Consider the following 24,552-nt stretch of genomic DNA (forward strand, 5'->3'; position numbering starts at 1 on the left):
ATGACAGGAAATAAATTATTTGATCGAGAAATATTGTTGCAACCCGGTACTTTATGGGCACGAATTAAAGAGCAAACCAAACACGGGCTTGAATGTGGTGCTTTGCAATCTATAAAAACGGATTACGAATTTGTGGAAGAAAATGGAATTAATTTTTTAGTTAGAGTTTTATCTAATTTAACGCGCAAAGATGAAGCGAAAAATAAACAGGATAAAGCTGCTAAGAAAGGTAAAGATTTTAATCCTTTTCTTCCTTATGAGGAAGATTTATTTGTTGCAGATATTTCCCCGACGCATTTATGTTTGTTAAATAAATTTAATGTTGTCGAAAATCACCTGTTAATTGTGACTCGCGAATTTGAGGAGCAAGACAATTTACTTAATTATCAAGATTTTCAAGCAATGTGGGCTTGTTTAAGGGAAATAGATGGTTTAGTGTTTTATAACGGTGGGAAAATCGCTGGTGCTTCTCAACGACATAAGCATTTACAAATTGTTCCTACACCACTCGCACCCAATCAAACAGAATCGATTCCAATTGCACCTTTGTTTGCATCTGCTGTATTTAATGGTGATGTTGGAAGAGTACCATATTTACCTTTTGTAAACGGCTTTTCTCTGTTTGATTCAGATTTAATAAATTCTCCCAATGATGCTGCACAAATTACTCTTGAACGTTATTATAAGTTACTCAAAGCTGTTGATTTATTGAATGAAGATACAGAAAATAACGATGCTATAGCTTATAACTTTCTAGCAACAAGAAAATGGATGTTTATTGTACCGCGATCGCAAGAACATTTTGAATCTATTTCTGTTAATTCTTTGGGTATTGCTGGTGCTTTGTTGGTAAGAAATCAAGAGCAAATGCAGATATTGAAGGATTGTAAACCGATGGGGATTTTGAAGCAGGTTGGGGTGAGTGATGGCTAACAAAAAAAATGTATTTAATTGTAATTTTAAGGTTTACTCATTTTTTGCGGTGCGTTAGGCTGAAGCGATAACGCAACGGCACGGCAATAATGGGGGGAGAACATCTACACCCCATTTTGCCTTAATAAAGCGGGAAGAAAATCTACACCGCTTTTTGCCTCCCCTACGATTTTAATCAGAAATAAATTCTCTAAAATCAAATTAATTTTAAACTACATATGATGATAATCTAATCTTACGAGCGCTAAGTAATTTACATCAATGGTTCAAACATCAGACAGTTCCCCTATATCGGATTCGGCTAAACAACAACGGGCACCTTACAGTATTGATTATAAAATTAAGCTGCTATCTCAATTGCTATCCCGTAGATTTAGCGAGCATCTCGAACATTTGAAGTTAACTCCTTTTCACTGGGTTGTGTTGTGCTGTTTGTGGGAAGAGGATGGTTTACCTACATCTAGTATTGGTGAGAAACTTAAACAAGTCGGCGGTACTTTAACTGGCGTTATCGATAGGATGGAAGACAGAGGTTTAGTACGTCGCGAACGAAATATGCAGGATAGACGAGTTTGGCGGATATGGTTGACTGATGAAGGTAGGGAACTCGAAACCGTTTTGCCGCCTATTGTTGAGGAAATTAGACAACAAGCAATGCACGGCTTTTCTGATGGCGATCGCCAACTTTTTTCGCAGTTATTAAATAAAGCGGTTGCAAATTTATCTTAGTTTGATGCAATATTATTCTCTATTTTAAGTGAGATAAAATTTCCTTAATTTTATTAATTTGCTTTTGAGTAAAAGCTGCTTTTTTAAGATGATTTATAAATTTAAGAAGATATAGGGAATAGGAAATGGGGAACAGGCAACAGAAATATATACAAATATTTATTTGATTTGTGGCGAAAATATATAAAATTATTCAGTCATTTTTGTAATTTTCGTATTAAATCTTTTGCTGAAAAGCTCTAGAAAAGCACTATTTTATATAATATGTCAAACAACCAAAATTATTTATTCAAATTACTTCTTTACACTGTTCCACGTTCCCTTTCTCAACAAACAATTTTATAAACCAAACCAGATTTTGACATGATTGATTTAAGCGGAAAGGTAATTTTAATTACCGGAGGTTCATCTGGTATCGGTACGGTAACGGTACAAACTTTAGTAAAAGCTGGTGCTGAGGTAATTTTACATTATGCTAATAATTTAGAGAAAGCACAAGCGGTTTCTGAAAGTATCGAAAATAATCAAATTCATTTATTACAAGCAGATTTATCCGTAGAAAATGCATCTGTACAATTATGGCAAGACGCTTTATCTTTTACCGGAAATATTGATGTTTTAATTAATAATGCCGGAATAATGCCATCTGCTCGAATAGAAGACAAACTTGATATTTGGAATACAGCTTGGAAAAATACTTTACAGGTTAATCTTATTGCTGTAGCTGACTTATGTAGAGAAGCTATTCCACATTTTAAAACTCGTAACGGTGGAATAATTATTAATATTGCCAGTCGTGCAGCATTTCGAGGAGATACCCCGGAATATATGCATTATGCTGCTTCTAAAGGTGGTGTTGTTGCTTTGACTCGCAGTATTGCCAGGGGTTTTGGTAACGATGGTGTTTTAGCTTATGCCGTTGCACCGGGTTTTGTACGTACCGAAATGGCAGAGAAATTTATTCAAGATTACGGTGAAGATTTCGTAACTCGCGATATTCCTTTAGGTAAAATAGCACCTCCCGAAGATGTTGCAAATGTTATTGCTTTTTTAGCATCTGGTTTAGCACCTCACGCAACTGGTACGACAATTGATATTAATGGTGCTTCTTATGTGCGTTGAAATTTAGATTTTGCAATAATTCAAAGTGTTAGAAACCCGGTTTCTGAATTATTACTTATAACTCTTAACTCTTAAACTATTCCAACATTTCTGGATCGATTCCTAAATCTTCAAGCTGTTGGGGAGAAAGATGACGCAATTTATCTACAAGTCTTTCTCGTTTCTGTCGTTCAATTTCTGCTCTTTGCTTTTCAATTTCTGCTCTTTCATCACCTGTTAATAATAAATTACCATTCTCATCCCACCAACGCAGCCAAGGTAATTCGGCATTTTGATATAGCCCTTGCCAGATTCCTAATTCTACACCCATTGGTGTAATTGGATAATGTCCTCGTTGGTTAGGTGCGAGTTTTTGATACGTATTATCTACTAAATGATAGACTTCAACTTGCTCTTTTGCGACTTCATAAATTGCGTAATAAGGAACGCGAATTGCTTGTTCGTAAACCCAAAACTTGCCTACTTTACCTTCTTGAGACGGTGGGGTTCGATCTCGTTCCTCGCTACCGTCTCCAGATACAAATTCAATTACAATTAATGGCGCAACATATTCTTTCCACAATACATAAGAACGTCGCGTTTTTGCATTTAAAGTTAACGGTACGTTAGGTACATAAAACCAATCCGGTGCTTCCGCGCCTTTTTCTGGTGGTTGAGTTAAACGCCAATAAATACCTAAATCTTGTCCGATGCAAAAGTTACCTTCGGGATGCAATTGTTCTAAAATTGGCTCAATTGAATCGGTGAGTAAAATGCTTTGAGGATGTTTTTGCCAATTCTTCACAAAACTTCCATCGGATTCTGGTAACTGAGTATGATCTGGTAAGGTAAGTGATGACAGGGTAGTCATAGCTGGAAGTAGAGGAATATTAATGGTTTATTATAATGCTTGAATGTAAATGAAAACTACAAAATAGTTCATCGTATAATTGAGACAGGAAATAATCATATTTTAATTTAATTTTCAACTGTTTAGGTTTTAGATAAAAGATATCAGTTAAATAAAAGTAAATTTGAGGAATTATCTATGACAACTATTGTAGAATATTGCCCGGTCGCACCAATTGAGTATCCTGAAGAAGATGGTAAACCAATGGCTGAAAGTGACCAATCGCGTTATTACTTAAGTTATGCAACAGAAGTATTAAAAGTTCACTTTCAAAATCATTCTGATATTGAGAGAATTAAATATTGACCTCGATAGCTTATAAAACCTGTAAAATAATTTTTTTACATAATTTAAGGTTGTAGTTAGTATTTGAATATTACTACTACAGCACCTCTTGAAGACGATTTAAACGCCTACACTATAATAATCTTAATTATTTTAATTCCTAACTCATAACTAAAATTACTCTTCTACACTCTCAACAAACTTCGATGCAAATTTGATTTTCTTAGCTCTATACCAAAAATCATTAACTTCATTCCAAAGAGTTCCTCTATTAGATAGATTAATGGGAAACTCTGTAGGAATACTCGCCATTGCACTCAGACTTTCACCATTAGCAGAAACAAGATAAGCACTTTCGTCTTTCTCATCAATTCCAACTATATAAGTAGGTGCGGGATATAATGACAAGCCAGTGAGGGATTCTTGAGCAAATTTCACTTTCAAACGCTTATCTTTTTTGGTATATCCTGTTTTTGTACTTTTCAACTGTACGAAACAAAAGGGAAGATAATCTTTTTGTCCAATTAATTCTACAATGCAATCAACATGAGGCAATATATCATCGTCTAAAAATCGGACGTTAAAAATAGCTCCATCATCGGAATGAGCTTCAGTCATCAAAGCCACGAAAATATCTTTTATTGATTGTTCTAACTCATTCGCCATCTCGATAAATCTCCCAGTACAACAACTAATATCGCTTCAAATTTCGCCATAATTTTCGACAAAATCAAAAAACTCCGCGTTAAAAAACTATTAAAATCTTTCTATGTTAAAAATGTCAACACCAGCAGTTCGGATAGATTTAATATCTTCCAAATTATCAACATTTAACTTTTTTATAGACAAGACAAAACAACAGATAATTATACGTAAATCAAATGGTATCACATTAGTAGATTAACTTGCTTTGCTATTAAATAAGGGCAGGCAAGGATGCCCACCCCACAATCAATTAATCCAAAATCCTATGCTCCTTCTCGCAATTTATCCAACACGCTGATATCTTCCAAAGTTGAAGTATCGCCTGATACCTCTTGCCCTGCTGCAAGATTCCTTAATAATCGCCGCATGATTTTACCAGAGCGAGTTTTGGGTAAAGAGTCGGTAAAACGAATTTCACCGGGGCGGGCGATCGCGCCGATTTCTGCAACTACGTGCTTTTTCAGTTCTTTGTTCAATTCTTCACTAGCTTCGCGATCGCCTTCTAAGGTCACAAATGCTACTATCTCTTCGCCTTTAATTTCATCAGGTTTACCAACTACAGCCGCTTCAGCTACCGCTGGATGGGAAACCAGGGCTGATTCTACTTCCATTGTACCCAAGCGATGACCAGATATATTCAATACATCATCTACCCGTCCCATTACCCAGAAATAGCCATCTTCATCCTTTCTCGCACCATCGCCAGCAAAGTAAAGGTATTTGCCGTCTTTGGGCGCTATATGTTCCCAATAAGTCCGGCGGAAGCGGTCTGGATCGCCGTATACTGTTCTCATCATACCGGGCCAGGGATGACGAACTACGAGATATCCACCTTCGTTATTTTCAACCGGATTGCCGTCTAAATCGACGATATCTGCAAGGATACCGGGGAAAGGACGAGTTGCCGAACCAGGTTTGGTAGGAATTGCGCCGGGTAAAGGTGTAATCATGATGCCGCCGGTTTCCGTTTGCCACCAAGTATCGACAATCGGACATTTTTCCCCGCCAATTACCTGGTGATACCACATCCAAGCTTCCGGATTAATTGGTTCGCCAACGGTTCCCAATAATCGCAAAGATGATAAATCTCGTGCTTTGGGGTGTTCGTCGCCCATTTTGATAAAGGCGCGAATTGCTGTGGGTGCAGTGTAAAATACTGTCACGCCGTACTTTTCTACAACATCCCAGAAACAGCCGGGATTCGATTTACGCGGCGCACCTTCATACATTACCGTGGTTGCACCGTTGGAAAGCGGCCCGTAAACAATATAGCTATGTCCAGTAATCCAACCTACGTCCGCAGTACACCAATATACATCTGTATCTTGTAGATCGAAGATCCATTTGGTGGTCATGTGGCTGTAAAGGTTGTAGCCACCAGTGGTATGAACGACACCTTTCGGTTTACCCGTGCTGCCAGAAGTGTATAAAACAAACAGCACATCTTCAGCATCCATTGGTTCGGCGGGACAATCTGCGGAAACTTCTTTTTGCAAATCGTGCCACCAATAATCCCTTCCCGACTGCATTTCAATATCTTGCTTTGTACGCTGCACCACCAAGACATTTTCTACAGAAGGAGCGGCATTATTTTCTAAAGCCTTGTCAACTTGGGGCTTGAGGGGAACTACTGAATCCTTACGAAAACCACCATCGGCAGTAATTACCACCTTAGCTTTGGCATCGTTTAATCGATCGCGCAAAGCTTCCGCACTGAAACCACCGAATACAACACTGTGAGGTGCCCCAATTCTGGCACAAGCTAACATGGCGATCGCCGCTTCGGGAATCATCGGCATATAAATGCCCACGGTATCGCCTTTTTTCACGCCAAGTTGTTTGAGAGCGTTGGCGAATTGACTAACTTCGCGGTGCAACTGTGCGTAAGTAATGGTGCGCGAGTCTCCCGGTTCACCTTCCCAAATAATCGCGGCTTTATTTTTGTTGGCAGTAGTGAGATGTCTGTCAAGACAATTGTAAGAAATATTAATCTTGCCGTTAACAAACCACTTAGCAAAAGGTGGCTGCCAATCTAAAACGGTATCCCACTTTTGAAACCAGTCTAATTCTTTATCAGCAAGTTCAGCCCAGAAAGCTTCGGGGTTAGCTTTTGCTTTGTCGTAAAGACGCTGATAGTCTTCTGCGCTTTTGATGTGGGCATTTTGCGAGAATTCCGCAGTGGGTGGGAATAAACGCTTTTCTTGGAGAATCGATTCTATATTTGCTTCAGGCATAATTTGTATTCAAGTTCGTTATAGTTACAGTTTATTGTTAACTGATATTTGTCAGAGAATCTTTAGATTTTCCTTAAGCATATCTGTCGCGCATGATAGCAAGGAGTTAGGGAAACACAAAGTTAATTGACATACATTGATACATTTCTATATTCCTTGGTTAGCCCTCAGACTGGAAGTCTGGGGCTACAGAAACAAAGCCCACTGTAAGGTGGGCTAAATATTATGTGTAACTGCATCTTTCATTGTGTTGGTAACGAAGAAAAAAAACTTTTGAGGGATAATTGTAATAATGCTTTAAAAATATTAACTATGACTATAACAGTTGAGCCTAGTAGTTTATCTTTGAATGACGTTCATCGTCTATTGAAATTGCAAAAGCAAGCAAACGGTTTATTTACAGATTATTTGACTTTAGAACCATTAACAGAGTTTGAACAACAAGATTTATCACGCATTAGCAACGACTTTGAACGTTATCTTGCAGCGGGTAAAATTTCAGAAGGTATGGTCAAATTTTTTACTATCGCTCCTTTAATGCGCTTGGCCGGATTTTACGATATTCCAATTCGTTTAACAATGGAAGATGTAGTGGGAATAGCCGTTGAAGACGAAGATAAAATTATCAAAGGACGGATGGATATTTTAGCAGTTAATCAAGCTGAGGCAATTACTACACCGCCTTTTTGGGTTTTGGTAATTGAAACAAAAAATAGTGCGATCGATGTTTTTGAAGGTGTACCGCAATTGTTAACTTACGCTTTCAAAAGTTTAGAGGAGCAATCATCAGTTTGGGGTTTAGTTACTAACGGACTTCGCTACCAATTTGTATATTTAAAACAATCAAATCCGCCAATTTATCAATTAATGCCATCACTAAGTTTAAATGAAACACAAAGTTCAACTGTGTTATTGCAAGTGATGAAAGCTATTTGTGAATTGCCGGGTTTTAGTTTATGACTAATGGAGGTATTAAATCAAATTTATTAGTATTGGAATAATATAATTTAACGCAAAGGAATCCAAAGTGAAACGCAGAGGAGCGCAGAGTTTTTTAGAAAATAAGCTTGTAATATTGTAGAGAGTATGGAAGACTTGAAAGCACCGACAAGTAAAAGTTGCAAAGAATATCTAGTTAATTCTCTTAAAGATTCTCAAGAAGCTGCTGCATATATTGAGACTTTTCTGGAATTAGATGAAGATGGTTACGACGCTAAAATTTTTCGTTCTGCTTTAGAAGAAGTTGTAGAAGCACAAAAACGCAGCGATAATTTTTCCGAAGCTGCACAAGAGCATTACGAACAACTCGATAAAATATTGGCTGAAACTGGTGGTGCGGAAATTAGAGGGTTAATTGAATTTTTAGATACTTTGGGTTATCGAATTAATTTGGTTGAGAAAGATTAAAGAGAACGTTTAACTCAGAAAATACTTGAGTTATGCACTCATGCGCCCATAATAAGGACTTTACGAATCCCAAAGACAATACGATGAAGCCGAATCCCTCTATATCCAAGCTTTGAAATTGAGAAAACGTATATTAGGTGAAAATCATCCCGACTATGCACAAAACTTGAACAACTTGGCATTACTTTACAAATCCCAAGGACGTTATGAACAAGCCGAACCTCTCTATATCCAAGCCTTGAAAATATGCGAACAAATATTAGGTACAAAACATCCCAATACTAAAAAAACTCGTGACAATCTAGAAATCATGCAACGAGAAAAGAATAAGAAAAACCCTTTATGGAAAAAACTTTTCGGTAAATAAAAGACCTCTCTTCTTCTCTTCCTCCGCGCTCTCCGCGTCTCTGCGGTTTTTTATCATTATTATCACAACTCACAGATGGTAGGTTACGGCATTACCAATTACCAATTACCAACTACCAATTACCCATTACCCATTTCTTAAACCGGCAAACTAACAGTAAAAACACTCCCTTCACTCAACTTAGAACGCACCGAAACTTTACCACCCATTCCTTCAACCAACGTCCTAACTATCGATAAACCCAAACCAGTTCCACCAGCCCGGTTACGCGCTTCATCTACTCGATAAAAACGCTCAAATATCCGAGATTGATGTTGTAAAGGTATGCCATAACCCACATCACAAACTTGAACGCATCCTTCATCTTCCTTACGAGTTAACTTTAAAGTTATCGGTGTTCCTGCTTCTGAATATTTAACAGCATTGTCAATCAAATTTAGCAATACTTGTTTGAGACGATTATAGTCTGCTTTAACTTCGATCACATCTTTTGAAGCTTCAACTGTTATATCTCTTTCACTGTATTTATCTGCCATTTCTACAACTTCGCTGACTATATCATTCAAAATGCAGTTTTCTATATTAAGATGTAAATTACCGTGATCTGCTCTAGCTAATTCTAATAAATCTTGTAATAAACTAATAGTGCTTTCTGCTTCCGATGCAGCAGTTTCTAAAGCTTCTTTTTGAATTTCTGTTAAATTCTGCTGTCTTCGTAATACACTTTGCAAATAACCGTGGACAATTGTTAATGGCGTGCGTAATTCGTGAGACACGTTACTAACAAACTGTCGCTCTTTTTCCCAAGAATCGGAAAGACGAGCCAGCATCATATTACAAGTTTCAGCTAACTGCTTAACTTCGCTTGGTGCTTTATCTAAATACAGTTGCGCTTTTCCTAAATCGTCAGCAGAAATCACTTCCGTCATTTGACTTAGCTGTCGCAAAGGTTTTAAAGAGCGCTGAATATAAAATGCAATCGCTCCAGCCATAATAATAATAACCAAAATGCTGGTAGTACCTACACTTTGTATCATTACTACAAACATAGTTTGGTCGCGGGTGATATCCTGAGCTACAGAGATATTTCCGATTACTTTGCCCTGTAAACTTAAAGAATCGCTGCACAAAACAAAATAGCGATTCTTGATTTGCACAACTTTAGGTTTAATCGGTACTTGTGTTAAAGAAGCTAATTCATTCTCCTGAGATTTCGATGAGTTCATTACAGTATTAGATTTGGCTAACACTTTATTATCTAAACTTTCTACCCATAATAATGCGTTATTAGTCTTGAAATTATTAATTGCTTGGGAAATTGCTTGTTCTTCCGGAACCATTTTACTTAACATTTCAACATCGCGGGGTATTTGTGTAGCAATTTCTTCAATATTTTTTTTATGACTTTCAATTAATATTTGCTGCATTCTCCAACCAGTCCAAGAAGCAAGGCTTCCCAAACCGAGAATAGAAAAAGCAGCAACACCAGCCGTTAAACGTAGTCTTAAAGAATTAAAGTCAAGTTTCATCTAAAAGTTAGTTAATAGTAATTAGTAGTTAGTGGTTAGTGGTTAGTAGTTAATAATTATAGGAATTAAATAATTTTAGTATTTTAAAGTCGAAAAAGAAGTTAATTATCAGCTATCACTGGTAACTGATAATTGATAACTGTTCACTGTCAAGAGCAGGTTTTATTCACGAAGTCGCATTGGAAGACAAAAGGTTTCTGCCAACTTAGAGGAATTTCTAGTAAATCTCTGACTCCTGTCATACCTTGTCCGATAAATAGCATTAGAGCAAAAGTATTAATCACTGTGTGGATAATGCGCCATTTATTAGTTTTGTCGCGATAAATTTCCGGTACAATTGCTAATGAGAAAACCATCAGTAAAGATGCAGCTATTCCGTAATAGTAATGCGACCAATACCATTCATTTGTACGTCGAAAAACTCCATCTTGGCAACCTAATATAACTATACCCATACCTGTTAAGGTTGCAAAAATTGCTCGCCATTGCTTTTCTTTAGCTTTGTAGAGTAATACTAAAGAAGCGATAGTAGCTGCAAATAACAAGACAATAAAAACAACTTGAAAAGGTGATTTACTCCACAATTCTTGTTTGATAATATTTTCTGTAATTGGATGTCCTACACCGAGTAAAGTTAATCCCACAACCGAACCTGTTAACAAGTCTCCCATCCGTTTGTGTTCCGCACCAACAACCGGGGGAATTTTGCTTTTAATTTTATTTTTAGTTTGCAAACGACGCTGACGTGCAGCCCATGCGAAGTTTACTACATTGCCGATGAGAGGGAATACAAAGACGATCGCGATCGCCGGATGTATGAGTGTAACAAAATCTGTTAGTTCCATTATTGTCTAAGCCTTGTATCGTAATTATTACCAATTACCAATTACCCACCCTCACAAATACGACAAGTATTTAAGCGGATTTGGTATTATCTATGCTTTTAAAACTGCATAACCGAAGGTTGCATTAAATTTACGACACCAAATAGCTACAGATTTGAAGGTAGCTAAATCTACATTTTCAGGAATTTCATACTTTTGAGCGCCGTTTGTACTCTTTAAAGCAGCAACAGTTGTATAATCTGCTTCTTTAATTCCGGTAATTGGCAATTTGTCGTCTTTGTGCAGAATTACAAATAAATCGGGGCCATTATCCGATTTAAAGTTGTTATCAAATTGAATGTATTTCTTCCCATTCTCAGTAATAATACTAGCGGTTCCTTTGGTTGGATGTTCTGCGTCGATAAAAGCACCCGAAGCCTGGACGGAGCCAGCAGCAGGAGTTTCTGCAACTGTTTCTGCTTGGGGTTGAGTTTCTGATTGCTGTGATTCTACATTTGTACAACCTACGCTTAATAAAGCAACAATACCTAAAACGGCTGCATACTTGAATTTCATTGCGGTGTCCTCAAATTCGTCTATGAGTACACTTTAGAGCTTTGTTTTAGTAGATAAATTAATAGAAGCTGAGAAGTTGTTGAAAATTAGGCTAAATTTTGATTTTATTTCTAATCTTGTTTTAATCCAAAGTTATATAAATCAACCTATATTGAGTTTTAGATGAGAAAAATATTTATTTGCGTAATATTACTCACGTAAGCACGCTCAGTTTTCTTTAAATTAAATTATATTAAATAATGTAACAGCTTAATATTTTGAACTATTGGAAAAGCAATCTAAAATCCAAAATCGACTCGTCTACCAACTATCGGAATATAACAATGATAATTACACCATCTGAAAAACGGAAATATCAACGTAATCTTCGTAAAAGTAAATTCAAAATTAGAACTGCAACTCTATTTTTATTAAGCATTGTTATTTTATCAGCAATTATCGTTGGAGCTTGGTTTGCTGGAGAAAATCAAATAAATGCAATTTTTGCTCAAATTAACTTTTTACAGCGAAATCCACCAATGTGGTTGGAGGCACCAATGGTGACGGGAAAGTATTTATTAGCTCCAACTGTCGCTTTATTGATAGCTGTTTGGGGTATCATGAAAATTTCTCCTCAACCCCGTATTTGGTCTAGAAGATTAGTTGTAGGAATATTATTATTTTTAACTGGTAGATATGTTTTGTGGCGCTCTTTATCAACTTTAAATTTAGACACTCCTTTAAATGGAGCGTTTAGTTTGGGTTTGTTTGGTTTAGAAATGTTGGTTTTATTCAGTGCGACAATTCAGTTATTTTTGATGCTGAATGTCAAGGAACGCCGTCACGATGCAGATAGAAAATCAATTGCTGTTATTGAAGGTAATTTTAATCCTAGCGTCGATGTTTTGATTCCAACTTATAACGAGCCAGCTTTCATTTTACGACGGACAATTATTGGCTGTCAAGCTTTGGAATATGATAACAAAATTATTTATTTATTAGATGATACTCGTCGTCCAGAAATGAAGGCTTTAGCTGAAGAGTTGGGATGCCAGTATATTAGCAGGCAAGAAAATAATCATGCTAAAGCGGGTAATCTAAATCATGCATTTACTAAAATCAATGGAGAATTAATCGTTGTATATGATGCCGATTTTATTCCGACAACAAACTTTCTCACTCGTACCGTAGGCTTTTTTCAAGAAGAACAAGTAGCCTTAGTACAAACACCACAAAGCTTTTATAATGCTGATCCCATCGCCCATAATTTAGGTTTAGAAAATGTTGTCACTCCGGAAGAAGAAGTATTTTACAGACAGATTCAACCGATAAAAGATAGTGCCGGAAGCGTAGTTTGTGCGGGAACTTCTTTTGTTGTTAGACGCAGTGCATTAGAGAAAACTGGCGGTTTTGTTACCGAATCTCTTAGCGAAGATTATTTTACAGGAATTAATTTATCAGCGAAAGGTTATAAGCTTATATATTTAGATGAAAAACTCAGCGCGGGTTTAGCTGCTGAAAACATCGGCGCACACGCAACTCAACGCATCCGCTGGGCGCAGGGTACTTTACAAGCATTTTTTATTAAATCAAATCCTCTGACAATTAAAGGATTACGACCATTACAAAGATTAGCTCATTTAGAAGGATTGCTCAACTGGTTTGCTAGCATTTCCCGCGTCGGCTTTTTATTAATGCCTTTAGCATATTCATTTTTAGGCATTATTCCCGTACAGGCAACCGTAGAAGAAGCACTATATTTCCTTCTACCTTTTTATCTCACACAGCTAATGGTATTCTCCTGGCTAAATTCACGTTCACGTTCTGCTATTTTATCGGAAATATACAGTATAGCGTTAGCTTTTCCCCTGGCATTAACAGTAATTAAAGTAATGTTAAATCCATTTTCAAAAGGATTTAAAGTTACACCCAAAGGAAACGCCAGTCATAAATTTTATTTCAACTGGAATTTAGCCTTACCTTTAATCATCTTATTCATTGCCAATGCTGTTAGCTTATGGCGGAATTTAGGAATGTGTTTGGTGCTATTATGGCAGCAGTCAAGCACTCCTCAAGTAGTAGAACATTTCCAAGGTTTAGATTTAGGCTGGATATGGAGTATTTACAACTTAATATTAATTGGAATCTCCTTATTAATATTACTCGATGCACCCAAAGCCGATGTTTATGAATGGTTTGATTTAAGACGAGTAGTACGTTTAGATGTTGGCGAAAAAACAGCTTGGGGAGTAACCACAATGATTTCCGAAGTTGGTGCAGAAATCGCTCTTACCCAACAAATACCGATGGAATTAATTCCCAATCAATCGGTAAAACTAGAAATAGCCGAAGAAAATTTACAGCTTAATGCAGAGATTTTACGCACGGGAATTAAAGATGAATTTCCCATAATTCGAGTTAGATTTCCCCTTGTTACCGTACCTCAACATCGCCGTTTAGTACAAATGTTATTCTGTCGTCCTGGACAATGGAAGCGTAAATGTACTCCCGGCGAATTACAATCATTTATACTACTGTTCAAGATATTGCTCAAACCGCGAATTTTGTTTGATCGCAAAGTTGATGTTAATGCTGTAGTAGTTTCTAAAGTTTAAAAAAGGGAACTTTTGTCTTCTTGAGAGGATTTTCCCTATTAGACAAAGGTTTGCGACTAGGCTGTTGACTCTGTACATTTTTTAAGCATAAAAATTCATACAAAAAACGTGTTGGTGTTTAAGATATTGCCCTCTCCCCCTTCCCCTCTGCCCTTCTCCTGGAGAGGGGTGCCGGAGGCGGGGTGAGGGAAAAAGATTATGGTTGTTACCGACATAAAAGCTGTATGAATAAAAACCGAGAAATTATATCAAAGTCAACAGCCTAGTACCGCTTGGCGGAAGTAAGAAGTAAGAAGTAAGAAGTAAGAAGTTTGATTTTCTAAGCTTTTCAGCCATTTTTAATGGTTGCCTTATTTAAGCCGTGGTGTACTAGTTTGCAACCCCTGACGGATGCGAAAGAAATCAAAAAAGTAACGATACTAACCTGAATTTAGGTTCTTAGTAAGCGATTTATCGCTTGTACTATTTCACATTCATTTTCGGCGCAAACCAAATTTACGGAGACGTAGCAATACGCCCCGTCTCTACACCATTGTGTTTATTCCTCTATTATTTCTTGCTGAATAGGAACATAATCGGTGGATGTCTTAGCAAATTTGGGAATAAAATTAACCGAATTCGGTACAATTGCTTGCCAGATACTTAAAATTCCGATTAACAAACTGACACAATACACGCTTGCTAAAAAAACTTTTGTTATTCGCTTGCTGTAATAACAGTGATATCGTTCTATCAAATTTTTAACAAGTAAATATCTACTGTTAAATGGCAAATAATGATAATCAAATTGCTGTAAAGATTGAAATATAGAATATAAAATATTTTCTTGGTTTGATGGTGGATTTGTTCGGAAATACTTTTGTAATTTAGAGTTTACTTTAGCAGCGCGATAGCTATATACAATATTTAATGATAAGGGGATTGTGAGTAAAAATAAAGCCGGATGAGCGATTCCTAATAAACTAATAATAATTGCTCCAAATGCTTTAAACACAACATCGCTATAGGGAAAACGAGAACATAACAATATATCTATTATTTGCCCGCCATCGAGAGGGTAAATAGGCAGTAAATTAAATAAATTTAAGCAAATTAATATCCAACTTGCTTGCTTTATCCAAGTTGAATAGCTGGCATCTTTAAATATAATTGCTAAAACTAAACCTAAAATTAATCCCGGTAAAGGGCCAGATAAAGATACAATAAACCGTTGAGTGATTGTAGCATCATCTTTGCGGGCAGTAGCTACAGCACCAAGAAAAGGTATGAAAAGTAATGAACCATCACGATAGCCGCAAAGTTTCATTGCTATTAAATGTCCGCCTTCGTGAAGTATTAATGCAGCAATGAAAATAATTAAAGTTTGAGTGCCAAAAAAATTTGTGGAAGTAATTACGAATAAAGCAAAACTACCTAATACCGCCCAAGGACGCAATTTTTTATCAATAAGTCCTCTCTGCAATTTTTCCATGCGTCGAAATCCCTCTATTTCCAATTCGATAGGAATTTCCACCGATAATTTAGACTCAGTTTTCGCTTGTTCTCGACGCTGTTTGAGAATATTTGCACTTTGATTATTCCCCTGAATTATTTTTTGCGTAAGTTTTAATGCTAATCTTCCATTCAAACGGAATAATAACTTTTTGGAAATAGGTAATATGTGTTTTAATTTTACTAAAGAATTAATATAGTTTTGAAAATATACCTGGAGCCTTTCTGTAAAAGCTTCCGGTGATAAAAGCTTGGGAATTTTATGTGCTTTTAACTGCCTTAATCTACCTTGATGATACTGCCATTGTAGAGATGTTTGAGCAGTATAAAAATCTTGCATGATAAAGAACGGAATTTTACCTATAACCGTATTTCCCTTCCCATTTGTTGTTACTAAACAAGTTTTATCCTTAAAAAAACTATAAAATTCAATATCAAATAAATGTAAAGGTTCTATCGGGTGACGTATGCCAACTTTTGCATAGCAATTAAAGGCTTCGTTATATAGTAAAATCTCCCAAGCAGTATTAGGATAAACCTTTAACATCGGCTTTACCTGCAAATAACAGCTTGGTACAAAACCAAACTCTTGAAGTTCTTGAATGGGAATCAAAAACAACTTTTGTAGATAAGCCGGAATATTCTCAACTGCTTGCACTTGATAGCTGGGGTATTGTACCGTAACCTTGCAAAGCTGCAAAAAGGTAACAACATACGATACAGCAACTAACAGCGCATAAATTACAACAGGGTAAAGCAAATACTGCATACTATGTAATAAATAAGACCATTATTATCATTCCCAATATCGAACTAGAATTATCATTCACAATCCAGATAGTTTGTTTTACCTAAATCCTTCTATCTCGGCAGGAATATAATAAAAAGACATAATTAACTTAAAATATTGTCTCAGTAAAGAAACGACTCAAACCACCACAATTCCAAAAATGTCTAAGCAAACACTGGGATTAGAAAATCACATATATCAATATTTACTATCAGTATCTATACGGGAACCGGAAGTTTTAACAAAACTACGCCAAGAAACCGCAAAACATCCCAGAAATATCATGCAAATCTCACCAGAGCAAGGACAGTTTATGGCTTTACTGGTGCAATTAATGGGAGCAAAGAAAGCTTTAGAAATCGGTGTTTTTACAGGCTATAGTTCCTTAGTGGTTGCTTTAGCACTGCCGCCAGAAGGTAAGATGGTTGCCTGCGATGTCAGCGAAGAATATACATCAATAGCTCGTCGTTACTGGGAACAAGCAGGAGTAGCCGATAAAATTGATTTACGCATAGCTCCGGCGATCGCCACTCTTGATCGATTAATTGCAGAAGGTGAAACGGATACCTTTGATTTTGCCTTCATCGACGCAGATAAAAGCAGCTACGATGATTATTACGAAAGAGCATTAAAATTAATTCGTCCCGGTGGATTAATTGCCATAGATAACGTATTGTGGTCTGGACAAGTAGCAGATTCAAAAATTCAAGATAATAGAACCAAAAAAATCCGCGCTTTAAACGAAAAAATTCACAAAGACGAGCGAGTCACCATCAGCATGATACCGATTGCGGATGGTTTAACGTTAGCGAGAAAGAATTAGAGGGGGTAGAGGGGGTAGAAATTTGAAAATATTAACTCCTAACTCCTAACTTATTTTCCCCTTTTCTCCCCTTGTCTCCCCATCCCCCATCTCCCCCTCACCCCTTCTGCCGCTTCTTCTCCAACATCTTGGCTTTCTTCTCTTCGGTAATTTCATCAAAACAGTGGGGACAGGAAATTCCTTCTTCGTATTTGGGTGAAGTTTTATCAATATCAGAAATCGGATGTCCGCAACTCGGACACATATCGTAGGAGCCGGGTTCTAAACCGTGACGCACGGCTACACGTTCGTCAAAAACGAAACATTCGCCATTCCATAAACTTTCTTCTAGTGGTACTTCTTCTAAGTATTTGAGAATGCCGCCTTTGAGGTGATAAACTTCTGCAAATCCTTGTGAAAGCAGGTAGGAAGTAGCTTTTTCGCAACGAATACCCCCAGTACAAAACATTGCTACTTTCTTATTTTTATCGGGATTTAAGTTTTTACTCGCGTATTCTGGGAATTCGCGAAATGATTCGGTTTGCGGGTTTTCTGCCCGTTGGAAAGTACCAATACTTACTTCGTAATCGTTGCGAGTATCAATTACCGTTACTTCTGGATTAGAAATAATTTCATTCCAATCTTTAGGATTAACGTAAGTTCCAACTTGTTCGCTGGGATTAACTTCCGACAAACCCAAGGTTACAATTTCTTTTTTTAAGCGTACCTTCATCCGTTGAAATGGCGGAGATTCAGCAGTAGATTCCCTATATTCCAAATCTGTTAAACGAAAATCGGAACGTAGAAAATTAATAACCGCATCAATTCCCTGACGACAACCCGTAATTGTTCCATTAATACCTTCTTGAGCCAGTAAAATAGTTCCTTTTATTCCCTGTGCTTCGCAATGAGATAACAAAGGTTGTTGTTTTTCTCTGTAATCTGGCAATTTGACAAATTTATATAATGTGGCAACTATTACAGACATAGCAATTTAGAATTTTAGATTTTAACAACGGATGTATTTGTTTTAGCTTTGGATTTATGCAAGTCCCCCTTTTCTAGGCGGGTTTGAAGCAATTTTAACGTCTAAAATAATAATTTTATCTGAAGTTATGTCTAATAGTGCTTTCGTTAAACAAAAGCAAGTTCCGAGAATTCACATCTTGTCGCACTTGCAACGCCGCTTTTAAAATCGCTTCTTTATCAATTCCGAGGCTCATATAAAAACTAAAGTCTAAATTACTAGCAATCTTAACAGTCAGGATACAGGAAGTAATCAATAAAGCACTTTTTTTATGGGAAAAAGAGCTTTTAGAGTAAATAGATAAAATAAGCATAGACTTGTAACAAAGTTACAAAAATGTAGTTGCAGAAATTAATTCCAAATGCTCAAGTTGTTGTTGATATATTTCATATTATGACACAAGTAAATAAAAGAATAGATGGATAATGGATAATTGAAAATTTAATAAAAAAGCTAAATTGTATCTTTTCGTTAATTATCTATATTCTTTAACCCTATCAATATATCTTTTAACTCCTTTTCTCTTAATTAGTTTTTTAGTAAAAAGTTTTGTTCGTCAGACGTGATGATTACTTTATAAAAAGTAATATTTTATCAAATAATAATTAAGCTTTGTATAAACTTCTCTTAAAGTAAATATGACAGTCTAATCTGTGAAGAGGTTTTTCTTGTAATAGATGAAATTCTTGCAGAAAAAATTTAGTAGAAAGGGGAAAACCTTACTGAGTTTTATCTTCATAGAATTAAATTTTGTGTAATAGAAGTTTTTTCTTGGCGTTGCGTTTCTCAGCCTAAATATTGTTTTAAGAGAGGAGGTATATGAGTTATCACATTTCAAGACGTTCGTTTCTTGCCCTTGGTGCAGCTAGCGCTGGAACTGTAGTAGGTAGTCAATGGTTAGACCTAGATTCAGTTCAGGCAAACGATAGTTTATCGTCGGGTTTTCCGGTTCAGGTAGGGGATGTTACTTCAGACGAAGCGATTATCTGGACGCAGGGCGATCGCAGTTCCAATTTTGTTGTACAGGTTTCTACTTCAGCGTCCTTTGGTCGAGACACCCGAACCATTCAAGGAAACTATTTAAGTGCTGCTACCGACTTTACTGGTCAGGTTGACGTAAAAGCACTGCATCCGGGGACGAAATACTATTATCGAGTAGGTTCTGATAACAGAAGAGAAAGAAATAGAAGACGAGATAAAAGAGATATTGCTATTTCAGGACAAGGTAGTTTTCAAACGGCTCCATCGCCCAATCAAAGTAAAACGGTTCGTTTTGCTTGGGTAGCCGATTTAGCAGGTCAGGGTTGGGGACGCAACCCTGAATTTAAGATTAAATCCTTTGACGGCGAAACGATTCAAGGAGGATATGTAGTCTTTGATGTCATTCGTAAGTTTAAACCTGACTTTGCGGTTTTTCAAGGCGACATGATTTATGCGGATAATCCAATACCCGAGCAACAAGAAATTCCGGCTGAAGTAGGTGGCGGTATCTGGAATAATGTACCGAAAGATTTTGTGGCAGTTACTTTAGATGAGTTTCGAGCCAATTGGAAATACAACTTAGGGGATGAGAAGTTACGGCGTTTTCTTGCCGAAACGCCTATCTATGTAGAGTGGGATGACCATGAGGTAACTAATAACTGGTATCCTGGGGAAATACTGCCTAATGACGATCCTTACTACGGTCTTTCTACTGATATTCTGGCAGAACGAGCTTCACAAGCACTATTTGAATACAATCCTATCCGTGGGGAAGAACTGTTCCGCAGTTTCCGACACGGTAAGCATTTAGAAGTCTTTTTACTCGATGAGCGTTCTTTTAGAGGACCTAATACGCAGAATAACGATCCCAATGGCATCGAAATGTTAGGTTCCGAGCAGTTCGAGTGGCTAAAACGAGCATTGCAAAGGTCTGAGGCTACATGGAAAGTTATTGCTAACCACGATCCTTTTACCATTGTCACTGGGGGAACAAATGACAGGGATGCTTGGAGTCAAGACGATTCAACAATATTAGGCCGCGAATTACAACTGCGCGATTTGTTGCAGTTTATTAAAAACGAAGATATTAAGAATGTGATTTCCATTACTGCTGACGTTCATTACGCAGCAGCGATTCATGCCGATCCAGAACGAGCAATTTTCAAAGATTTTAATCCTTTTTGGGAATTTGTGATTGGTCCGATCAACTCTGGTGCTTTTGGCCCAGGAAATCTCGATCCTAGTTTCGGTCCGGAGTACAAATTTGTACGCGCTCCGGAAACTGAAGGCTTACCTGCAAATTTGCCACCATCTAAGACCGATTTGCAGTTCTTTGGATTAGCAGAAGTAGATGGTCAAACAGCAAAACTGACGGTTCAAATCCGGGATATTACGGGTAAGTTGGCTTATGAAAAGGTACTGCAACCTGATTGACCTTTGATTAATTCTCTAACGTACCATTGGCACTTGTATTCAAATTAACGAAATATTTTTGTGAAGTCTTGCGTACAGATTATTCTGCCTGCAAGACTTCGCTACTATACAGCATCAGATATAGACCAAGATTGCTTACGGTTTTAGTCGGCAAGCTCCGTAGCAACTTATCTTCATAATTCCAGAAAAATTAATTCTAAATTTTAAATGATTATTAACCTCTGTTTAATTCTTTAGTTACAAATGAATGTGAAGATATATTGATTGTTAAAAATATTACTTGCTGAAAAATTCCAGGAATCTTTATGGCTAACGTATTTATTAATGAGTTTCATTACGACAACGACGGTACCGATACTGGTGAATTTATTGAGATTGCTGGTCCTGCGGGAACTGACCTCACAGGTTGGTCAATTGTTCTGTACAACGGAAACGGTGGATCGAGCTATACTACAACGAATTTAAGCAGCACCATTCCCGACCAAACTAATGGTTTTGGTACGGTTGTTGTTAATTATCCTGCTAATGGGATTCAAAATGGTTCCCCAGATGGTATCGCTTTAGTAGACGATACTAATAATGTAGTTCAATTCCTCAGCTATGAAGGAAACTTCACTGCGGTTGGTGGTCCTGCTGATGGTATGACTAGTACTGACATTGGTGTGAGTGAACCTGGTTCTACCCCCGTAGGTTTTTCTTTACAACTTACCGGAACAGGTACAACGTCGGAGGACTTTTCATGGAACTCACCTGCTGATGATACACCCGGTGCAGTCAATGGTGGTCAAACTTTCTCAGGAGGAAGTAACCCTGGGACTAATATCTTAATTAATGAAATTGATGCTGACCAGACAGGTACCGATTCTGCGGAGTTCATCGAGCTATACGACGGCGGTACTGGTAATACATCCCTCGATAATCGAGTTGTTGTATTGTATAACGGCAGCAACGACACAGTTTACGATGCAATCGATTTAGATGGTCAATCTACAGATGCGAATGGTTACTTTGTAATTGGTAGTAATAATGTACCCAATGTAGATTTAGTAGAATTTACGACCAATGGTCTGCAAAACGGAGCAGATGCAGTTGCATTGTATATAGGAAGCGCTAGTGATTTCCCTGATGGTACGGCAGTGACCACTGATAATCTCATCGATGCGATTGTCTATGACACGGACGATGCTGATGATGCAGGTTTACTACCTTTGCTCAATAGCGGCGAGCCTCAAGTTGATGAAGCAGGTGGCGCAAATGGTAGTACAGGCGATTCTTTGCAACGTATCCCTAATGGTAATGGTGGATTACGCAATACTAGCAGTTACCAAGCTCTCTCACCAACCCCAGGGGCTGAAAATATTGAACCACCCACTCAAACGGTTGCGATTCCCACAATTCAAGGAACCGCTCACACTTCACCGCTTTTAGGTCAATCTGTAACTACTACTGGTATCGTCACCGCTGTTGATAGTAACGGATTTTACCTACAAGACCCCACAGGTGATGGTGATATTGCGACCTCAGATGCGATTTTTGTATTCACAAGTTCAGCACCTAGCGTCAACGTTGGCGATCGAGCAGAAGTTGAAGGTACAGTTTCTGAGTTTACTCCGGGTGGGCAAAGCAGTGGCAACCTTTCGATAACTCAGATTTCTAGCCCAACTATTACCACTCTTTCTACTGGAAATGCTCTACCTGCTGCAACCATTATTGGGACTGGTGGTCGCGTTCCTCCATCACAAGACATTGATGACGATGCTTTCGGAAGCTTTGACCCGACAACTGACGGTATAGATTTCTTCGAGTCGTTAGAAGCAATGCGTGTAACTGCTCAAAATGCAGTCGCTGTTGCTCCTACCAATAGTTTCGGAGAAATATTCACGGTAGTTGACAATGGGGCGAATGCTACAGGTTTAAGCAATCGCGGTACTTTGAACATCAGCCCAGATGACTTTAATCCTGAGAAGGTGCAAATTAACGAAGATACTGGCATCTTTGATTTTGACCTGCCTGATGTGAATACAGGTGCATCTTTGGGTGACGTGACTGGGGTTGTCAGCTACAGCTTCGGTAACTTCGAGATTCTACCTACCCAAGCCTTTGGTGTAAGCCAATCTTCTACCTTGTCCCCAGAATCCACCGCTTTAAATGGGACTGCAAACCAGCTAACCGTTGCCACATATAACGTCCTTAACTTAGATCCAAACGATAGCGATGGCGATACCGATGTCGCGGATGGTCGTTTCGATGCTATTGCCGGACAAATCGTTAACAACTTAAATACTCCCGATATCATTGGCTTGCAAGAAGTTCAAGACAACAGTGGTTCTGTCAATGACGGTACAATTGCAGCCGACCAAACTTTGCAAACTTTGGTAGACGCGATCGCCACAGCCGGTGGTCCTGGGTATGAATTTATAGACAACACCTTCATTACTAACAACGCTAGTGGTGGTCAGCCCGGTGGTAACATCCGCACTGCTTTCCTTTACGACCCCAACCGAGTTAGCTTGGTTGATGGTTCAGTACAACCAATTGGTAGCCAAGCCCCAGGTGCAACCTTCAACGGTGCCCGTTTACCTCTGGTTGCTACTTTCGATTTCAATGGTCAAGAAGTAACAGTTATCGACAACCACTTCTCCTCCAAAGGTGGAAGCGCACCAATTTTTGGAGTTGAGCAAAACTTTGCCGATCGCCAAGAAGACCCCACTGTTAACGGCTCTTTGGATGAACGTAGAGAGCAAGCTCAAGCAGTCAACGATTTTGTTGATAATGTTCTAGCAAATGATGCCGATGAAAATATTGTTGTTGTCGGCGACTTGAACGAGTTCGAGTTCGTTTCTCCCCTGGAGATTTTGGCAGGAACTACTGAAAGCACCAACGGGGGACAAGACACTGTTTCTGGTGGTGCTGCTGTTCTGACAAATTTAATTAATACCATACCTGAAGATGAACGTTATAGCTTTATCTTCCAAGGCAACTCTCAGCAACTAGACCATATTTTAGTCAGTGACAGTTTACTTGCAGATGCTGAAGTCGATATTGTTCACGTCAACGTTGAGTTCGTTGAGTCTGACCAAGCCAGCGACCATGACCCAGTTGTGGCGGGTTTGACCCTTGCACCTGTCAACCAAGCACCAGTGGCGGTTAATGACAGTACCACCGCCGCTCAAGGTAGTAACAAAACTATATTTGCTACTTACCTACTTGCTAATGATACCGATGCAGATGGCGATGTCCTCAGCATTACCGGGGTCAATAATGCTACAAATGCTATGGTTGCTCTAGATACCAATGGCGATATTATCTTTACCCCTGCTGCTGGCTTTAGCGGTACTGCCAACTTTGACTACACCATCGACGATGGTAAGGGCGGTATAGCTACAGCCGCAGTCACTGTAGAAGTGGGTACTAACCTTAATAGTGGCAATGGCAAAGACCCACTCTTTGGTACTCCAGGAGACGACAACCTTAATGGCGGTAACGGCAAAGATACCCTTAACGGCGGTGCTGGGAATGACACTTTAGTCGGTGGCAACGGCGCAGATAACCTTACAGGTGGACTTGGCAACGATATTCTCACGGGCGGAAAAGGCGGCGATCTCTTTATTCTGGCAGTTGGGGAAAGCACAGATACCATTACCGATTTTGGCGATGGGCCTGATGCGATCGGTTTGACTGGTGGTGTTACTTTCAACGACCTATCTTTCTCTGGCAATGACATTATCGTCACTGGCAGCAATGAAATTCTAGCGATTTTGACTGATGTAGATAACACTACATTGAGTAGCAGTAATTTTACTCTAGTATAGTTTTTATAACTTTATAGGGTG

Annotated in this window: 20 protein-coding genes; 12 read left to right on the plus strand and 8 right to left on the minus strand. The window is 38.1% G+C overall.

All coding sequences use genetic code 11. The features are described from left to right. From ACM03V_RS12635 to ACM03V_RS12645, 3 genes are all read left to right on the plus strand, one after another. On the plus strand, nt 1-933 hold the full coding sequence (locus tag ACM03V_RS12635; protein WP_414621129.1) for an ATP adenylyltransferase family protein: 933 nt from the start codon (nt 1-3) through the stop codon (nt 931-933). 261 nt (nt 934-1,194) lie between these two features. Next, the gene (locus ACM03V_RS12640) at nt 1,195-1,662 is read left to right on the plus strand and encodes a MarR family winged helix-turn-helix transcriptional regulator (RefSeq protein ID WP_414621130.1); all 468 of its coding nucleotides are present in this window, start codon (nt 1,195-1,197) and stop codon (nt 1,660-1,662) included. A gap of 363 nt (nt 1,663-2,025) precedes the next feature. Continuing rightward, nucleotides 2,026-2,784: an SDR family NAD(P)-dependent oxidoreductase gene (locus ACM03V_RS12645; protein ID WP_414621131.1), complete on the plus strand. Its 759-nt coding sequence runs from the start codon at nt 2,026-2,028 to the stop codon at nt 2,782-2,784. Nucleotides 2,785-2,860: 76 nt separating this feature from the next. On the opposite strand, the gene ACM03V_RS12650 is transcribed toward ACM03V_RS12645, so the two are convergent. After that, nucleotides 2,861-3,634, minus strand: a complete 774-nt coding sequence (locus tag ACM03V_RS12650; protein WP_414621132.1) for a Uma2 family endonuclease — start codon at nt 3,632-3,634, stop codon at nt 2,861-2,863. Nucleotides 3,635-3,811: 177 nt separating this feature from the next. Here ACM03V_RS12650 and ACM03V_RS12655 point away from each other — a divergent pair, with 177 nt between their 5' ends. Continuing rightward, nucleotides 3,812-3,979, plus strand: a complete 168-nt coding sequence (locus ACM03V_RS12655) for a hypothetical protein (protein WP_414621133.1) — start codon at nt 3,812-3,814, stop codon at nt 3,977-3,979. Nucleotides 3,980-4,135: 156 nt separating this feature from the next. On the opposite strand, the gene ACM03V_RS12660 is transcribed toward ACM03V_RS12655, so the two are convergent. Together ACM03V_RS12660 and acs are read right to left on the minus strand one after the other, a co-directional pair. Then, nucleotides 4,136-4,624 carry a DUF4365 domain-containing protein gene (locus tag ACM03V_RS12660; protein WP_414621134.1) on the minus strand — a complete coding sequence of 163 codons (489 nt, stop codon included), beginning with the start codon at nt 4,622-4,624 and terminating at the stop codon, nt 4,136-4,138. A 302-nt stretch (nt 4,625-4,926) separates the two neighbouring features. Then, nucleotides 4,927-6,897 carry an acetate--CoA ligase gene (acs, locus tag ACM03V_RS12665; protein ID WP_414621135.1) on the minus strand — a complete coding sequence of 657 codons (1,971 nt, stop codon included), beginning with the start codon at nt 6,895-6,897 and terminating at the stop codon, nt 4,927-4,929. A 312-nt stretch (nt 6,898-7,209) separates the two neighbouring features. Between acs and ACM03V_RS12670 the strand changes: the two genes are divergently transcribed. The 3 genes from ACM03V_RS12670 to ACM03V_RS12680 all read left to right on the plus strand — a co-directional run bounded on the left by ACM03V_RS12670 (nt 7,210) and on the right by ACM03V_RS12680 (nt 8,671). Beyond that, complete coding sequence (locus ACM03V_RS12670) at nt 7,210-7,857, plus strand: restriction endonuclease subunit R (RefSeq protein ID WP_414621136.1); 648 nt, start codon at nt 7,210-7,212, stop codon at nt 7,855-7,857. 126 nt (nt 7,858-7,983) lie between these two features. Then, nucleotides 7,984-8,304, plus strand: a complete 321-nt coding sequence (locus ACM03V_RS12675) for a DNA-binding protein (RefSeq protein WP_414621137.1) — start codon at nt 7,984-7,986, stop codon at nt 8,302-8,304. Nucleotides 8,305-8,422: 118 nt separating this feature from the next. Further along, nucleotides 8,423-8,671: a tetratricopeptide repeat protein gene (locus tag ACM03V_RS12680; protein ID WP_414621138.1), complete on the plus strand. Its 249-nt coding sequence runs from the start codon at nt 8,423-8,425 to the stop codon at nt 8,669-8,671. 137 nt (nt 8,672-8,808) lie between these two features. On the opposite strand, the gene ACM03V_RS12685 is transcribed toward ACM03V_RS12680, so the two are convergent. The 3 genes from ACM03V_RS12685 to ACM03V_RS12695 form a co-directional block, all read right to left on the minus strand. Continuing rightward, on the minus strand, nt 8,809-10,200 hold the full coding sequence (locus tag ACM03V_RS12685; protein WP_414621139.1) for a sensor histidine kinase: 1,392 nt from the start codon (nt 10,198-10,200) through the stop codon (nt 8,809-8,811). 149 nt (nt 10,201-10,349) lie between these two features. Then, entirely contained in the window at nt 10,350-11,045 is a 696-nt protein-coding gene (locus ACM03V_RS12690; protein ID WP_414621140.1) for a DUF4079 domain-containing protein, read from the minus strand. A 90-nt stretch (nt 11,046-11,135) separates the two neighbouring features. Beyond that, the gene (locus ACM03V_RS12695) at nt 11,136-11,600 is read right to left on the minus strand and encodes a DM13 domain-containing protein (RefSeq protein ID WP_414621141.1); all 465 of its coding nucleotides are present in this window, start codon (nt 11,598-11,600) and stop codon (nt 11,136-11,138) included. 323 nt (nt 11,601-11,923) lie between these two features. Between ACM03V_RS12695 and ACM03V_RS12700 the strand changes: the two genes are divergently transcribed. Next, nucleotides 11,924-14,194, plus strand: coding sequence for a glycosyltransferase (locus tag ACM03V_RS12700; RefSeq protein ID WP_414621142.1), 2,271 nt, complete (start codon nt 11,924-11,926; stop codon nt 14,192-14,194). Between the two features lie 538 nt (nt 14,195-14,732). On the opposite strand, the gene ACM03V_RS12705 is transcribed toward ACM03V_RS12700, so the two are convergent. Further along, on the minus strand, nt 14,733-16,454 hold the full coding sequence (locus ACM03V_RS12705; protein WP_414621143.1) for a site-2 protease family protein: 1,722 nt from the start codon (nt 16,452-16,454) through the stop codon (nt 14,733-14,735). Nucleotides 16,455-16,635: 181 nt separating this feature from the next. Between ACM03V_RS12705 and ACM03V_RS12710 the strand changes: the two genes are divergently transcribed. Further along, nucleotides 16,636-17,298, plus strand: a complete 663-nt coding sequence (locus ACM03V_RS12710) for a class I SAM-dependent methyltransferase (protein ID WP_414621144.1) — start codon at nt 16,636-16,638, stop codon at nt 17,296-17,298. Between the two features lie 97 nt (nt 17,299-17,395). On the opposite strand, the gene ACM03V_RS12715 is transcribed toward ACM03V_RS12710, so the two are convergent. Next, nucleotides 17,396-18,265 (minus strand): rhodanese-related sulfurtransferase, encoded by an 870-nt coding sequence (locus ACM03V_RS12715; RefSeq protein WP_414621145.1) that lies wholly within the window; start codon nt 18,263-18,265, stop codon nt 17,396-17,398. A gap of 381 nt (nt 18,266-18,646) precedes the next feature. On the opposite strand from ACM03V_RS12715, the gene ACM03V_RS12720 reads away from it, so the two are divergent. From ACM03V_RS12720 to ACM03V_RS12730, 3 genes are all read left to right on the plus strand, one after another. Further along, the gene (locus ACM03V_RS12720) at nt 18,647-18,730 is read left to right on the plus strand and encodes a transposase (protein WP_414621167.1); all 84 of its coding nucleotides are present in this window, start codon (nt 18,647-18,649) and stop codon (nt 18,728-18,730) included. Between the two features lie 393 nt (nt 18,731-19,123). Beyond that, nucleotides 19,124-20,719, plus strand: coding sequence for an alkaline phosphatase D family protein (locus tag ACM03V_RS12725; protein ID WP_414621146.1), 1,596 nt, complete (start codon nt 19,124-19,126; stop codon nt 20,717-20,719). A 305-nt stretch (nt 20,720-21,024) separates the two neighbouring features. Then, complete coding sequence (locus tag ACM03V_RS12730) at nt 21,025-24,531, plus strand: cadherin-like domain-containing protein (protein WP_414621147.1); 3,507 nt, start codon at nt 21,025-21,027, stop codon at nt 24,529-24,531. Nucleotides 24,532-24,552: the final 21 nt, after the last annotated feature.

The sequence above is a fragment of the Calothrix sp. CCY 0018 genome (assembly GCF_963920925.1).
In the GTDB taxonomy this organism is placed as follows: domain Bacteria; phylum Cyanobacteriota; class Cyanobacteriia; order Cyanobacteriales; family Nostocaceae; genus Rivularia.